Source organism: Nocardioides mangrovicus, assembly GCF_003674065.1.
In the GTDB taxonomy this organism is placed as follows: domain Bacteria; phylum Actinomycetota; class Actinomycetes; order Propionibacteriales; family Nocardioidaceae; genus Marmoricola; species Marmoricola mangrovicus.
The window spans coordinates 103,704-118,986 of sequence record NZ_RDBE01000007.1 but is presented as its reverse complement, the minus strand read 5'-3'; the positions used below and the strand labels follow the sequence as shown (position 1 = coordinate 118,986).

12 protein-coding genes are annotated in these 15,283 nt (G+C 73.0%); 4 read left to right on the top strand and 8 right to left on the bottom strand.

Annotation, left to right across the window (positions count from 1 at the left end; translation table 11 throughout):
- Positions 1-63: 63 nt before the first annotated feature.
- Positions 64-1,701: an amidohydrolase gene (locus tag D9V37_RS10040; protein ID WP_121806511.1), complete on the top strand. Its 1,638-nt coding sequence runs from the start codon at positions 64-66 to the stop codon at positions 1,699-1,701.
- On the top strand, positions 1,698-3,062 hold the full coding sequence (locus D9V37_RS10035) for an NAD(P)/FAD-dependent oxidoreductase (RefSeq protein WP_121806030.1): 1,365 nt from the start codon (positions 1,698-1,700) through the stop codon (positions 3,060-3,062). Before D9V37_RS10040 ends, D9V37_RS10035 begins: the two co-directional genes overlap by 4 nt.
- On the opposite strand, the gene D9V37_RS20460 is transcribed toward D9V37_RS10035, so the two are convergent.
- The gene (locus D9V37_RS20460) at positions 3,043-3,516 is read right to left on the bottom strand and encodes a CinA family protein (protein WP_198412480.1); all 474 of its coding nucleotides are present in this window, start codon (positions 3,514-3,516) and stop codon (positions 3,043-3,045) included. The two genes, D9V37_RS10035 and D9V37_RS20460, sit on opposite strands and share 20 nt — an antisense overlap.
- The gene (locus D9V37_RS10025; RefSeq protein WP_158604432.1) at positions 3,513-4,820 is read right to left on the bottom strand and encodes a phospholipase D-like domain-containing protein; all 1,308 of its coding nucleotides are present in this window, start codon (positions 4,818-4,820) and stop codon (positions 3,513-3,515) included. Before D9V37_RS10025 ends, D9V37_RS20460 begins: the two co-directional genes overlap by 4 nt.
- 61 nt (positions 4,821-4,881) lie before the next feature.
- On the opposite strand from D9V37_RS10025, the gene D9V37_RS10020 reads away from it, so the two are divergent.
- Positions 4,882-6,684, top strand: a complete 1,803-nt coding sequence (locus D9V37_RS10020; RefSeq protein WP_121806028.1) for a glycoside hydrolase family 15 protein — start codon at positions 4,882-4,884, stop codon at positions 6,682-6,684.
- A gap of 12 nt (positions 6,685-6,696) precedes the next feature.
- Positions 6,697-7,290, top strand: coding sequence for a pyridoxamine 5'-phosphate oxidase family protein (locus tag D9V37_RS10015; RefSeq protein WP_121806027.1), 594 nt, complete (start codon positions 6,697-6,699; stop codon positions 7,288-7,290).
- Here the strand turns inward: D9V37_RS10015 and pgsA are convergent.
- From pgsA to D9V37_RS09985, 6 genes are read right to left on the bottom strand one after another with little or no spacing between them, the layout of a single operon-like run.
- Complete coding sequence (gene pgsA, locus D9V37_RS10010; protein WP_121806026.1) at positions 7,253-7,873, bottom strand: CDP-diacylglycerol--glycerol-3-phosphate 3-phosphatidyltransferase; 621 nt, start codon at positions 7,871-7,873, stop codon at positions 7,253-7,255. The genes D9V37_RS10015 and pgsA overlap by 38 nt on opposite strands.
- A 10-nt stretch (positions 7,874-7,883) precedes the next feature.
- Positions 7,884-9,245, bottom strand: a complete 1,362-nt coding sequence (gene rimO, locus D9V37_RS10005; protein WP_121806025.1) for a 30S ribosomal protein S12 methylthiotransferase RimO — start codon at positions 9,243-9,245, stop codon at positions 7,884-7,886.
- A gap of 27 nt (positions 9,246-9,272) precedes the next feature.
- Complete coding sequence (locus D9V37_RS10000; protein WP_121806024.1) at positions 9,273-11,354, bottom strand: helix-turn-helix domain-containing protein; 2,082 nt, start codon at positions 11,352-11,354, stop codon at positions 9,273-9,275.
- Positions 11,351-13,906, bottom strand: coding sequence for an FtsK/SpoIIIE family DNA translocase (locus D9V37_RS09995; protein WP_121806023.1), 2,556 nt, complete (start codon positions 13,904-13,906; stop codon positions 11,351-11,353). Before D9V37_RS09995 ends, D9V37_RS10000 begins: the two co-directional genes overlap by 4 nt.
- Positions 13,907-13,963: 57 nt before the next feature.
- Entirely contained in the window at positions 13,964-14,833 is an 870-nt protein-coding gene (locus D9V37_RS09990; RefSeq protein WP_121806022.1) for a M56 family metallopeptidase, read from the bottom strand.
- A 2-nt stretch (positions 14,834-14,835) separates the two neighbouring features.
- Positions 14,836-15,243 (bottom strand): BlaI/MecI/CopY family transcriptional regulator, encoded by a 408-nt coding sequence (locus tag D9V37_RS09985; RefSeq protein ID WP_232524845.1) that lies wholly within the window; start codon positions 15,241-15,243, stop codon positions 14,836-14,838.
- Positions 15,244-15,283: the final 40 nt, after the last annotated feature.

Sequence of the window (15,283 nt, the reverse complement as noted above, 5' to 3'; positions counted from 1 at the left end):
AGCCTCTCAGCCGTGTGACCGGCGCGCGAGCGGCCCCCGGGCGCGGGCACTAGCGTGAGCGGCGTGAGGAGCCCGCGCGTCGCCATCGTCGACGGCCACCTGTTCACCCCGGCGGGGATCGTCCACGACACGCTGCTGCTGGAGGCCGGCCGCATCGTCGCCGTCGGCGGGGCCGACGCCGAGCGCGAGGGAGCCACGGTGATCGACGCCGCGGGCGGCCTGGTGGTGCCCGGCTTCCAGGACTGTCACGTGCACCCGGTGCACGCCGGCCTGGAGATGCTGGCCTGCGACCTCGGCGGGCTGAGCAGCCGCGAGGAGTACCTGGCCCGGATCCGGGCGTACGCCGAGGAGCACCCCGCCGCGGCGTGGATCACCGGTGGCGGCTGGTCGATGGAGGCCTTCCCCGGCGGCATCGCGCAGGCGGGCGACCTCGACGACGTCGCGCCCGGCCGGCCGGTCTACCTCCCCAGCCGCGACGGTCACTCCGCCTGGGTCAGCACGGCCGCGCTGCGGGCCGCCGACATCACCCGGGACACCCCGGACCCCACCGACGGACGCATCGAGCGGACCCCGGACGGCGAGCCCGACGGCACCCTCCAGGAGGGCGCCATGCGACTGGTGGCCGACCTGGTCGAGAAGCCGAGCCAGGGCGACGTCGAGCAGGCCCTGCTCCTCGCGCAGGACCGGCTGCTGGCCTGGGGTGTCACCGGCTGGCAGGACGCCATGGTCGGCGCCAGCAACGACGTGCCCGACATCCTTCCCGCCTACCTCGAGCTCGCCCGCAGCGGACGGCTGCGCGCCCGCGTCGTCGGGGCGCTGTGGTGGGACCGCACCCGCGGCCTGGAGCAGATCGAGGAGCTGGTGGAGAAGCGGGCCCGCGCGGCCGAGGCGGGCTTCCGGGCCGAGGCCGTGAAGATCATGCAGGACGGCGTCGCGGAGAACTTCACCGCCGGGATGCTCGAGCCCTACCTCGACGGCTGCGGCTGCGTCACGGCCAACAGCGGCAAGAGCTTCGTCCCGCCCGAGCTGCTGGCCGAGGCCAGCGTGCGGCTCGACGCGCTGGGCTTCCAGCTGCACTTCCACGCCCTCGGCGACCGCGCGGTGCGCGAGTCGCTCGACGCGGTCGCCGCGGCCCGCGCGGCGAACGGCGAGCACGACCACCGCCACACGCTGGCGCACCTGCAGGTGGTGCACCCCGACGACGTGCCCCGGTTCGCCGAGCTCGGCGTGGTGGCGAACCTGCAGCCCTACTGGGCCTGCCACGAACCGCAGATGGACGAGCTCACCGTGCCGTTCCTGGGTGCGGAGCGCGCCCGGCACCAGTACCCCTTCGGCGCCTTGCACCGCTCCGGCGCGCGGCTGGCCTCGGGCAGCGACTGGCCGGTGAGCACGGCCGACCCGCTGGCCATCGTCCACGTGGCGGTCAACCGGGCGCTGGTCGAGGCCGACGGCGGCTACGCGGAGGCCTTCCTCGGCGAGCAGGCGCTCAGCCTGGCCGACGCCATCACCGCGCACACCGCCGGCACCGCCTACCTCAACCACGACGAGGAGCACTCCGGCGAGCTGGTCGCCGGCAAGGTCGCCGACGTCGTCGTGCTCGACCGCGACCCGTTCGAGCACCCGCTGGCCGAGGTCGGCCTCACCGAGGTGGCCCACACCCTCGTCGGCGGCGAGGTCGTCCACTCCCGGGACGCGCGGTGAACCTCTCGCACTGGTGGCGCTCGGTGGGCGCCGCTGCGCCACGCGCGCCGCTGCCCGGCGACCTCGAGGTGGACGTCTGCATCGTCGGCGGCGGGCTCACCGGGCTGTGGACGGCCTACTACCTGCGCGAGGCGGCGCCCGACCTGCGGGTGGCGGTGGTCGAGGAGCACCACGCCGGGTTCGGGGCGTCGGGGCGCAACGGCGGCTGGCTGACCAACGAGATCACCGGCGGTGTCGAGCAGTACCGCCGCACGCACGGCGACGCGGCGGTCGAGGCGTTCCAGGCGGCGATGAACGACACCGTCCGCACCGTGGTCGAGACGGCCGCGGCGGAGGGCATCGACGCCGACATCCACCTCGGCGGCGAGCTCACCGTCGCGCGCGGGACGCCGCAGCTGCACCGCCTGCACGACCTGCACCGCTCGATGTCCTCGCGGCCGGGCACCGACGTCGAGTGGCTCGACGCCGAGGCCACCCGCGCGCGGGTCGGCGTCCAGGGTGCCTCGGGGGCGATCTGGCACCCGCACTGCGCGCGGCTGCACCCGGCCAAGCTGGTCCGCGGGCTGGCCGAGGTGGTGGCGGCCCGCGGCGCGGAGGTCTACGAGCAGACCCGCGTGCTGGAGATCCGTCCCGGCCGCGCCCACACCGACCACGGTGTCGTGTCCGCGCGGCACGTGCTGCGCGCCACCGAGGGGTTCACCCCCCGGCTACGCGGGCTGCGGCGCACCTGGCTGCCGCTCAACTCCTCGATGATCGTCACCGTGCCCCTCCCGGCGTCGGCGTGGGAGGAGATCGGCTGGGCGGGCCGCGAGACGCTCGGCGACGGCGCCCACGCCTACATGTACGCCCAGCGCACGGCCGACGACCGCATCGCGCTCGGCGGACGGGGCGTGCCCTACCGCTACGCCTCCCGCTTCGACGCCGCGGGTCGGACGCCCGACCGCACGGTCGCCCAGCTGCGCCGCATCCTCGAGACGTTCTTCCCGGTGCTCACCGGGGTCGGCATCGAGCACAGCTGGTCCGGCGTGCTCGGTGTCCCCCGCGACTGGCACGCGACCGTGGGCCTGGACGAGCGCACCGGGCTGGGCTGGGCCGGCGGCTACGTCGGCACCGGCGTGACGGCGACCAACCTGGCCGGGCGCACCCTGCGCGACCTGGTGCTCGGCCGGCGCACCGAGCTCACCGCGCTGCCGTGGGTCAACCACCGGGTGCGCCGCTGGGAGCCCGAGCCGCTGCGCTACCTCGGCGTCATGGGGCTCTACCGCGCGTACTCCTACGCCGACCGTGCCGAGCAGGCCGGCCGCACCACCACCTCGCCGGTGGCCCGCATCGCCGACGTGGTCAGCGGCCGCGGCCACTGACCGCTGCCACCAGCTCCTCCAGCGCCGCCTCGCAGGTCTGCTGCCGGATCGCCTCGCGGTCGCCGGACAGGTGCAGGGCGATCGCCTCCGTGCCCTCCGGCCCGGCCAGCCCGACGAAAACGGTGCCCACCGGCTTGCCCTCCTGCTCGGTGGGACCGGCGACGCCGGTGGTGGCCACCGCGCGGTCCGCGCCGACCAGCCCGCGTACGCCCTCGGCCATGGCGCGGGCGCACTCGGCGCTGACCACGCCGTGCTCGCGGATCACCTCGACCGGCACGGCGAGCACCTGCTCCTTGACCGAGGTCGCGTAGCTGACCACTCCCCCGACGTACGTGGCCGAGGCACCCGCGACGTCGGTGAGCAGCGAGGCGAGCCGACCGCCGGTCAGCGACTCGGCCGTCGCCAGCGTCTGCCCGCGCTCGGCGAGCAGCCGGTGGACGTCGGCAGCGGTCACGACTTCTTCGTCTTGTGCTTCTTGGTGGTCTTCGCAGGCGCGTTCACATGCGGCGGCATGGTGATCGCCGGTCCGTTCCACACCCGACCGAAGTTCGTCAGGTAGTCGCGCAGCACCCGCTGCCCCGACATCCGGACGATGATGTCGTCGCTGCGGATGCCCAGCTGGGTGAAGTTCATCGACCCGCTCCAGACCACCTTCGCGGGCTGGCCGTTGAAGGTGCCGTTGAGGGCGACGTACTTGCTGTGGTTGTAGTCCACGACGTCGCCGAGCCCGTTGAGCGTCACGTCGCGCCGCATCGGGATCATGCCGCGACCGGCCGGGTTGCGCAGGATCTGCAGCGACTGCCAGTTCATGATCGAGTAGATGATCTTGATGCCGCAGCCCTGGTTCCACTTCTGACGCACCGCCTTGGCCAGCGCGATGCCGCGGGTGTCGAACCAGGCGTACATGGCGATCCGGATGACGGCGCGGCGCGGCGCACCACCGGGCGTGCTCGCCGGGAGCGTGCAGCCGACCCGCTTGATCTGCTTGATCATCGGGTCGGTGGCGGCGGTGGTGCCCATGCGCGGGAACACCCAGGCGTCGAGCTTGGTGGTGCGGAACGCCCGGAACGGCTGCGGCTTGCGCAGCCGCATCGCGTCGAAGACCGAGAGCAGCTGGGCGTAGGTGGCCTGGTCGACGACGGTGTCGAGGTGGTTCCACTGCCCCACGGCGGCGAAGTCGGTGAGGTTCGCCGAGCTGACCATGCTCACGTACTGGGCGGTCGCCACCTGGCTGAACAGGTAGATCTTCGTGTGCAGGTTGCCGAACCGGCCGCGGCAGGAGTGCTGGCAGATCCGCACGAAGCTGGGCCCACCGCGTCCGGTGGACCGCTTGAGGTGCTTGCGGATCTTCTTCAGGCCGGCGCGGTAGCGGTTGAGCGGCTCGGAGAACGCGGAGTTCTTGGAGTTGACCAGCATCTGCACGCTCACGCCGCGACGCACCGCGGCCAGCAGCGCGTCGGCGATGTGGTCGTCGATGAAGGTGAACGTGGTCAGGTTGATCGAGGAGCCCGCCGGGGAGTTCTTGATGGCATGGATGATCGTGTTGCGGATCCGGTAGTGATCGCGCCTGCGCGGCGAGAGCGGGTAGTTGAAGACCGTGCTGTCGCGCGGGGACCAGGTGCCCTGGCTGCTGACCGGGCCGGCGGTCGCGGGAGTGGCGTTGGCCGGGATGGCGAGCAGGGTGCCCACCACCGCCAGGGCCACGGCGGCGACGACCAGCACGACCGGCACGGCAGCGCGGGGAAGACGGCGAGTCACGCGCCGTGACGTTACGGGTGTTAACCAGTGTGACTGACGAGGCGCGCCGTACGCTTCTTCCGTGCCGCTGCCGATCGAGGACTACGCCATGCTCGGCGACGGTCAGACCGCCTGCCTGGTGGGCCGCGACGGGTCCGTCGACTGGCTGTGCCTGCCCCGCTTCGACTCCGAGGCCTGCCTGGCCGCGCTGCTCGGCGACGAGCGCCACGGCCGGTGGCTGCTCGGCCCCGACGTCGAGCACGAGACCGAGCGCCGCTACGTCGGCGATACCAGCGTCTTGGAGACCACCTACCGGTGCGACACGGGCACGGTGGTGGTCACCGACGTCATGCCCGTCAACGACGACCGGGCCGACGTCGTCCGGCGTATCCGCGGCGTCGCCGGCAGCATGGCGATGCGCCACGTGTGGAGCGTGCGGTTCGACTACGGCCGGGTGCGGCCGTGGGTCCACCGCGAGCGGCGCGGCGACCGCGAGCTGATCATCGCCGTCGCCGGCCCGAACAAGATCGTGCTCCGCGGCCCGCGGATGCCGGTGGCCGCCGAGGGCGACCACGGGACCGAGCACCGCGACCGGTTCACCGTCAACGAGGGCGACGAGCTGACGTTCTCGCTGACCTGGGTGCCCTCGCACCTGCCCGTGCCGCGACTGCTCACCTTCGACGACCGGATCGAGCAGACCATCGCCGAGGAGCAGGCCTGGGCCGACGCGTGCGAGTACACCGGGCCGTTCCGCCCCGCGGTGATCCGCAGCCTGGTGACGCTGCGGATGCTCACCCACGCCGAGACCGGCGGCATCGTCGCCGCCCCCACCACCAGCCTTCCCGAGCAGATCGGCGGGGAGCGCAACTGGGACTACCGCTACGTCTGGCTGCGCGATGCCTCCCTCACCCTCCACGCGCTGCTCTCCGCCGGCCGGCGCAGCGCCGCCGAGCTGTGGCGCGACTGGCTGCTGCGCGCCGTGGCCGGCGACCCCGAGGACCTGCAGATCATGTACACCGTCGACGGCGGTCGCGACCTGCCCGAGCGCACCCTGGACCACCTGCCGGGCTACCTCGGCAGCGCTCCGGTGCGCATCGGCAACGGCGCGGTTCGCCAGCGTCAGTCCGATGTGCTCGGCGAGGTGATGACCGCCTTGGACCTCGCCCGCCGGGCCGGCATCCAGGAGACCACCGACAGCTGGGCGCTGCAGCGCACGCTGGTCGAGGAGCTGGCCCAGCACTGGGACCGGCGCGACCACGGACTGTGGGAGATCCGCGGCAAGCAACGACACTTCACCCACAGCGGCGTCATGGTCTGGTGCGCCTTCGACCGCGCGGTGAAGGCCGTGGAGGAGTTCGGACTCGACGGACCAGTCGAGCGGTGGCGCACGCTGCGCGAAAAGGTGCACGACACGGTGATGCGCCGCGGCTTCGACCCCGAGCGCAACACCTTCGTCCAGCACGACGAGACCACCGAGGTCGACGCCTCCCTCCTGGTCCTGCCCTCCGTCGGCTTCATCGACGGCCGCGACCCCCGCATGCTCGGCACCATCGCCGCCGTCGAGCAGGACCTGATGCGCGACGGCTTCCTGCTGCGCTATCGCACCCAGTCCGGCGTCGACGGCCTCGCGGGCGACGAGAACCCCTTCTTGGCCTGCTCCTTCTGGCTGGTCGCCGCCTACGCGCGCGCCGGCCGTGTCGACGACGCCCAGCGACTGATGCGCCGCCTGGTCGGCCTGGCCAACGACGTCGGCCTGCTCAGCGAGGAGTACGACCCCGCCGCCGATCGCATGACCGGCAACTTCCCCCAGGCCTTCTCCCACCTCGCCCTCGTCGAGGCCGCGATGGCACTCCAGCACGCCCCCAGGACGGTGGGTGAGGAGTGAGACCATCGCGTGATGGGGCAGGTCTTCGAGGGCATCGACGAGCGGCTGCGGGGCTGGCTGCTCGCGCAGCCGATGTTCGTCGTGGCCACCGCGCCGGCCGAGGGCGGGCACGTCAACGCCTCGCCCAAGGGCATGGCCGGCACCTTCACCGTGCTCGGTGAGACGTCGGTGGCCTACCTCGACTACACCGGGTCCGGAGCCGAGACGATCGCGCACCTGCGCGAGAACGGCCGGATCACCTTGATGTTCAACGCGTTCGACGGGCCGCCCCGGATCGTGCGGCTGCAGGGCACCGGGCGCGTGGTGGTGCCCGAGGACGAGGAGTTCGCGCAGCTGCGCCCACGCTTCGCCAAGTCCCGCCAGATCGGGCAGCGCTCGATCATCGTCGTCGAGTGCGACCGTATCGCCGACTCCTGCGGCTGGTCCGTCCCGGTCATGCAGTACGTCGCCGACCGCGACGTGCTCGACCTGTCCCAGGAGCGCCGCGACGAGGAGTACTTCGCGACCTACTGGGCGGCCAAGAACGCCGAGAGCATCGACGGGCTGCCGGCGCTGCAGATCGAGCCTCTCAGGCCTTCGCGGCGCGGGCCTGCCGGGTCTGCTTGATCGCGTCGCGGGCGAAGTCGTAGCCGCTGGTCAGCGTGAGCACGAACGCGCCGGCCATGGCGACGGCGCAGAGTAGCCAGATCGCGGCGCCCACGTAGTCCCAGGCCGAGGAGAGCACCGAGAAGTCCGGGAAGAAGCCATCGGGTCGGAACGGGCCGACGAAGCCGCCGAGCGCGATGGCCTGCAGGAACGTCTTGTACTTCCCGCTCTGCTTGGCCGGGATCACGACGTGCTTGGCGATCGAGAGCCGGGCGAAGGTCACCGCCCACTCGCGCACCAGCACGATGATCGTGACCCACCACCACAGCGCACCGATGATCGAGAGCCCGATGAAGGCCATGCCGGTGAGCGCCTTGTCGGCGATGGGGTCGGCGATCTTGCCGAAGTCGGTGATCAGATCGTGCTTGCGGGCCAGGTCGCCGTCGATCTTGTCGGTGATCATCGCCAGTCCGAACAGCACCCAGGCCACCCAGCGCCAACCCGTGCTGTGACCGTCGTGCACCAGCAGCGCCCACCCGAAGAACGGCACCATGACGATGCGCAGCGTGGTGAGCGCGTTGGGGACGTTGACGTTCTCGTTCATCGCGCGGCCGTCATCTGGGGGCCGCGATCAGGTCGACGCCCTCGGCGGCCTTCACCACGGCCGGCACCAGGTCGCCCACGGCGTAGCCCGTGCCGGTCAGCGTGGTGGTGCCGTCGACCTCGGGGCCCTGGAACGCGGTGCGGCCCTCGGCCCGCTCGTCCGCGGCCACCTCCTCGACCAGCACCTCGACCTGCTCCCCCACGCGCTCCTCGGCGCGCTGGGCGGTGAGCTCCTCGACCAGCCGCGAGACGTGGGCGACCCGGTCGGCCACCTCGTCGGGGTCGAGCTTGTCGGCGAAGCCGGCCGCCTCGGTGCCGTCCTCGTCGGAGTAGCCGAACACCCCCACCACGTCGAGGCGGGCCGCGACCAGGAATTCGCAGAGCACCTCCAGGTCGGCCTCGCTCTCGCCGGGGAACCCGACGATGACGTTGGAGCGGGCGCCCGCCTGCGGTGCGTGCGCGCGCACCTGGTCGAGCAGGCCGAGGAAGCTCTCGGCGTCGCCGAACCGGCGCATCCGTCGCAGCACCGGCCCGGAGGCGTGCTGGAACGACAGGTCGAAGTACGGAGCCACGCCGTCGGTGGCGGCGATGGCCTCGAGCAGCCCCGGACGCATCTCGGCCGGCTGCAGGTAGGAGACCCGCACCCGCTCGACGCCGTCGACGGCGGCCAGCTCGGGCAGCAGCCGCTCCAGCAGCCGCAGGTCGCCGAGGTCCTTGCCGTAGGAGGTCGAGTTCTCGCTGACCAGGAACAGCTCGCGCACGCCCTCGCCGGCCAGCCAGCGCGCCTCGGCCAGCACGTCGGTCGGGCGGCGGGACACGAACGAGCCCCGGAAGCTGGGGATCGCGCAGAAGGTGCAGCGCCGGTCGCAGCCGCTGGCCAGCTTCAGCGACGCGGTGGGCCCGGACTCCAGTCGCGTACGCGGGGCGACCGGCGCAGGCTCGCGGTCGGCCGGGCTGATCGGCAGCAGCCGCCGCCGGTCGGCGGGCACGTGGGGCGCGGGAGCGTCGCCGGCCAGGATGCGGCGCAGCCGGTCGCCGATGTCGGCGTAGGAGTCGAAGCCCAGCACCGCGTCGGCCTCGGGCAGCGAGTCGGCCAGCTGCTCGCCGTAGCGCTCGGCCAGGCAGCCGACCGCCACCACGGAGCGGGTCGTACCCGCCTGCTTGAGGTCGGCGGCCTCCAGCAGCGTGTCGACGCTGTCCTTCTTGGCCGCCTCCACGAAGCCGCAGGTGTTCACCAGGACCGTCTCGGCGGACTCGGGGTCGCCGACCAGCCGGAAGCCGTCGGCGGCCAGTCGGCCGGCCAGCTCCTCGGAGTCGACCTCGTTGCGTGCGCACCCCAGCGTGACCAGGGCGACCGTGTGATCTGAAGACATACCGCGATCAGGATAGGGCGCGGCGCCTCAGGGCTTGTACGTGTGCGACCCCGCGGTCGTCGTCGAGCCCACCGCACCCTGCGGCTTCCCGGCCAGCCAGACGTCGACCACCGAGGGGTTCCCGGCCCGCACCGTGAGCGGCGCGACCCCCACGATCTGGCGGTGCGAACCCTGGGCGAGCTGGCCGCTCCACAGCACCCGGCCGGTGTGGTCGCGGACCACGATGTCGGAGGCCCCACGCACCGCGCGCACCGAGATCCGCACCGGGGCGCCGAAGGCCGAGGTGATCGGCTTCTGGTCCGAGGCCGCGGACTGGCTCAGCGACGGCGGCGCCGCTGCCTGCGGGGTGTCGTCGGCGAAGAGCCGCGCCACGCCCCAGACCAGCACGAGCACGAGCACGACCCCGAGCATCAGGCCCCAGCGCGGGCCGCCGAAGGTGGCGCGCAGCCCACCGCCGGTGCTGGTGGCCAGCTCGGCCTCGAACACCCGGCTGGCCTGGATCGGCGCGGAGGCGTAGCGCTCGTCGAAGGTGGCGACGAGCTCCTCGGCGTCCATCCCCAGCACGCGAGCCAGCGCGCGGAGGTGACCGCGGGCGTAGAAGTCGCCGCCGCAGGGACCGAAGTCGTCGACCTCGATCGCCTCGATGACGTGGGGGCGGATCCGGGTGCGCTCGCTCAGCGCGTCGACGTCGAGGCCCAGTCGTGTGCGGGCGGCGGCCACCTCGGGTCCGATGACCGGCGCCTGGGCCGCCTCGGGCTCGAAGTCGTCGATGACGACCCGGTCCACCGGCTCGCCGGGCACGGCGATCGGGCGGACGTCGTAGGAGGTGTCGTCCTCGGAGTCGGTATGGGTGTCGGTGTCCCAGTCCGCGCCGTGGTGCAGGATCCCGGCCTCGGGCAGGGTCGAGGTATCGGTCTCGATCGGGTCGAGCTTGGGCGCCGTGGCGGTGATGATGACCGGCTGGGTCTCCAGCTGCACGTCCACCCGGGAGGCGGCCTTGGCGCTGCGCAGCGGGATGGCCGGCGACCAGGTCGGTGCCGCCGGGCCCACCGGGGCGCTCGGGGCCGACATCGGAGCGGGGGTCGGGGCGGCAGTCGGGGCGGCAGTCGGGGCGGCAGTCGGGGCGGGCGGACGCTGCAGCGAGGGGCTCACGTCGACGTCGTGGGAGCGGCCGTGGGCGGCCCGCGAGATGAAGGTCGCGACGGGGGCGGAGACCGACTCGATCCGCTCCTTGGTCAGCCCCCACTCGTCGAAGCCGAGCTTGTCGAAGATCGAGAGACCCACGAAGGCGCGCTGGCCTCGCTCGTGGTCGCTGCTGAAGACCTGGCCCGACGCGCCTGCGCCGACCAGCTGCCCCCCACCCGGACCGCCGCCCGGACCCCCGCCCGGACCGCCGCCCGGACGGCCGTGACCGCCGCCGCGCGGCGAGAGGCCCGCCATCAGCCGACGGCTCGCCTCCACCCGCTCCAGGTGGTCCTCCTCCAGCGGGATGACCGGCTCGGCCACGTGCCCGGCCAGCTCGACCACGGCCGTCCGGCCGCCGGCCAGCTCGGCCAGCGCGTCGATCAGGTGCGGCGCGGAGACCTTCGTGGTCATGCCCAGCGGCACCACGAGCGGCGCGCCGTAGACCTTCTGCGACATCGCGACCTGGCGACGGGCGCGGTCGTCGAGACCCTCCAGGGCCCGCTCGAGGAAGCGCGGGGCCACGACCAGGCGACCGTCGTGCAGCAGCGAGGTGCGCTGCTCGACCACGACCTGCTCCAGCGAGGACCACGGCAGCCCGCGCCACTCACGGCCCAGCCGGATCCGGACGCCGAAGGAGTCGGCCACCAGCAGCGGCACGCGGGCGTCGAGGAACGCGACGACCTGCGTAGCGCCGATGCCGGCGAGCACGAGCGTGAAGAGCCAGGAGCCGAGACCGCCGTCGCCGATGCTGCGCACCAGCCAGGCCAGCGCGAGCACGCAGGCGACGACGCCGAGCACGCCCGAGAGCACGGCGTTGCGCCGCACCTCGAGGTCGTGACGGCTCTCCACCCCGTCGTCGCGGGTCTCCTCGTAGGACTCGCCGTCGGTGACGTCGTCCGCGACCAGGTGATCGTTGGTTGTCATTCCGCTTCTCCTTGCAGGGTGGCGATGACGGCGTCGAGGTCGTCGGGCTTGATGAGCACGTCGCGGGCCTTGGACCCCTCGCTGGGTCCGACCACGCCCCGGCTCTCGAGGATGTCCATGAGGCGACCGGCCTTGGCGAAGCCGACGCGGAGCTTGCGCTGCAGCATCGAGGTGGACCCGAACTGCGTGGAGACCACCAGCTCGATGGCCTGCACCACGAGCTCGAGGTCGTCGCCGATGTCGTCGTCGAGGTCGCGCTTGCTCTGCTGCGGGACGGTGACGTCCTCGCGGTAGGTCGGCTTGAGCTGGTCGGTGCAGTGCGTGACCACGGTCTGGATCTCGTTCTCGGTGACCCACGAGCCCTGCACGCGCACCGGCTTGCTCGCGCCCATCGGCAGGAACAGCCCGTCGCCTTGGCCGACCAGCTTCTCCGCGCCCGGCTGGTCGAGGATGACGCGGCTGTCGCCGAGGCTGGAGGTCGCGAAGGCCAGTCGCGAGGGCACGTTGGCCTTGATCAGGCCGGTCACGACGTCGACGCTGGGCCGCTGGGTGGCCAGCACCAGGTGGATGCCGGCCGCGCGGGCGAGCTGGGTGATGCGGACGACCGAGTCCTCGACGTCGCGGGGGGCGACCATCATCAGGTCGGCGAGCTCGTCGACGATGACCAGCAGGTACGGGTACGGCGCCAGCTTCCGCTCGCTGCCCGGCGGCGGGGTGACCTTGCCGGCCTTGACCGCCTTGTTGAAGTCGTCGATGTGGCGGAACCCGAACGCCGCCAGGTCGTCGTAGCGCATGTCCATCTCGCGCACGACCCACTGCAGCGCCTCGGCGGCCTTCTTCGGGTTCGTGATGATCGGGGTGATCAGGTGCGGGACGCCCTCGTAGGCGTTCAGCTCCACCCGCTTGGGGTCGACCATGATCATCCGCACCTCGTCGGGCGTGGAGCGCATCAGGATCGAGGTGATCATCGAGTTGATGAAGCTGGACTTGCCGGAGCCGGTGGCACCGGCCACCAGCAGGTGCGGCATCTTGGCCAGGTTGGCGCACACGAAGCCGCCCTCGACGTCCTTGCCGAGGCCGACCACCATCGGGTGGTGGTCGTTGCGCGCGGTGTTGGAGCGCAGCACGTCTCCCAGCGACACGATCTCCTTGTCGCTGTTGGGGATCTCGATGCCGATGGCGGACTTGCCGGGGATCGGGCTGAGGATCCGCACGTCGGCGCTGGCGACGGCGTAGGCGATGTTCTTGCTCAGCTGGGTGACGCGCTCGACCTTCACCGCCGGGCCGAGCTCGACCTCGTAGCGGGTGACCGTCGGGCCACGGGTGTAGCCGGTCACCTGGGCGTCGATGGCGAACTCCTCGAGCACCGTGGTCAGCCGCTCGACGACGTCGTCGGAGGCCTTGGTGCGCGGCTTGTGGGCGCTGCCGGGCTTCAGCGCGTCGCTGCCGGGCAGGGAGTAGGTGATGTCGCCCGACAGCATCAGCTGCTCGGCGCGGGCCGGCAGCGGGTCGTGTGGCGGCGGCTCGAGGTCGGCCGCGGGCTCGTGCACCACCACCTGCTCGGGCTTCTTGCGCGCCCGTTTGGCCACCTCGCGGTCCTCGAGCACGGGCGTGTCGTAGGCCGGGTCGTCCTCGACGTCGAAGGGCTCGTCGGCCTTCTTGCGGCGCTGGCGCTGCCGGGGCAGTGCGGCGGTGTCCTCCACGCCCTCCTCGCCGTCCTCGTCGTCGAAGGGGGCGCGGCCGGAGAGCCGGTCGCGGGCCTCGCGGAAGCGGGCCGGCACCTGGTGCACCGGCGTCGCGGTCACCACCAGCAGCCCGAACAGCGCCAGGAGGGTCAGCAGCGAGACCACGACGGCGTCGTTACCCAGCAGGTCGGTGAGCAGCTTGGCCACCACGAACCCGACCGCTCCCCCGGCCTCCTGCAGCGGCTTGGTGTTGCCGAGCTCCGGCTTCGGGGAGCCGTTGGCGATCTGCACGATGCCGAGCACGCCGAACCCCAGCGCGCCCCACCCGACCAGCTGCCGGCCGGCCGGGCCGTTGCGCTCGGGGTCGCGCAGGTTGCGGAAGGCGATGAAGGCCAGCAGCAGCGGCACGAACCAGGCCACCAGGCCCACCGTGCCGGCCACCATGGCGCGGACGGCGTTGCCGAAGCCGCCGGGGATCTGCCACCACACGCAGGCGGCGACCACCACGGCGATGCCGAGCAGGAACAGCCCGGCGCCGTCGCGACGCTGCTCGGGCTCGAGCTCGCCCGCACTGGACCCGACCCGTCGCACTCCGGTGCCCACCAGGCCCGCCACCCCGAGCCACACCCGTCCCAGTGCGGTGAGCACGGCGCCCAGCAGCCGCGTCACCGGGCTCGGTCCGCTGCGGACGGCGCGGGGCGCCGGGCGCTTCGCGGCCGCAGACCTCTTCGGTGCCGACTTCTTCGGCGCGGGCTTCTTCGGGGCAGGCTTGCGCCTGCTCTGGCCCGGCGACTGGGTGCGCGTGGCCGTTGCGCCCTTGGCGGGCGTACGACTGCGCGACCCCGCCGGGGACGTGCGGGTCGGCATGCCTGTGAATCTACGACAGCGTCACTCCAGTCACACGCGCCACACGCCGAACAGGAGTCACATGACCTGCGCCAGCCAGGGCGCCACCACGAGCGCGGTGGGCACGAGCAGCACCGCGGCGGCCAGCGCGAACACGAGACCGGCCTGCAGCCGGTGGGGGCGCTCGTCGAGCAGCACCGCGAGCCGCTCCCCGATCCCGTGGGTGGCACCGAGGGCGGCCTCGGGCGGGCTGGCGCCGGCGAGCTCGCTCAGCGCGCGCACCAGCGGACGCGTGCCGACGCGGTGCCGGGCGGCCCGGTCGGCCAGCACCTCGACGAGCAGCCGCACCTCGGCCAGCGCGCGCCGGCTGGTGACCACCGCCGGAAACGCCTCGTGCAGCACGGTGAACGCCTCGAGCACCAGGTCGTGGCGAGCCCGCAGGTGGGCGCGCTCGTGAGCCATCACGGCGTCGAGCTCGACGGCGCCGAGTCGCCCCAGCGTGGCCTCGGAGACCACCACCCGCGAGCCCGTGACCGCCGGCACGCAGTAGGCCATCGGCGCGCCGGCGTGGAGCACCCGCAGCTCCTCCGAGCGCGAGTCGACGTCGGCCAGCAGGTCGAGCAGGTCGCGGTGGCGCCGGCGCAGCCGCCGCAGCCGGGTGCCCACCAGGTGGCCGGAGAGCAGCAGCCGCGCCAGCACGGTCACGGTGGCCAGCAACGCCACGAGCGCCACCGCGTAGGAGCCGGCGCCGTGCGCGCCCATGCCGCGCTCGGTCCCCAGCGAGAGCCCGGCGCCCAGCGCGGCGAGCACCGCCGCCAGCGCGACCGCCTGCCAGAGCACCATCGCCGCCCGCGGCGTACGCCGCAGCACAGGCAGCAGCCCCAGGGCGTACGACGCCGGGCCGGCCAGCACGAGGGCCAGCACCGCGAGCACCGCCGGCGTCGCCACGGCTACCCCTCTCGGCGGTCCAGCTCGGCCAGCGCCTCGCGCAGCGCGGTCCGCTCCTCGTCGGTGGCGTCGCCGACGAAGGCGACCAGGGCCGAGCGGCGGTCGCTGTCGACCAGGTCGGCCATCGCGTCGCGCATCAGCTCGGCCGTCATCGCGCCGCGCGAATCGCTCGCGCGGTAGCGGTTGGTGCGCCCCTCCTTGGAGCGCTCGATGACGCCCTTGGCCGCGAGCCGGTCCAGCACCGTCATCACCGTGGTGTAGGCCGCGGTGCGGTGCTCCTCCACTGCGGCGTGCACCTCCCGGACGCTCAGCCAGTCCTCCTGCGGGCGGGGGTCGTCCTCGGACCCCCACATCACGTCGAGGACAGCGCGCTCGAGGTCGCCGAACGCGGCGCGGTTGCGGTGGGGCACGGCTCCAGCGTACCCGGCTTTACTACGCAGCGTAGGAGGT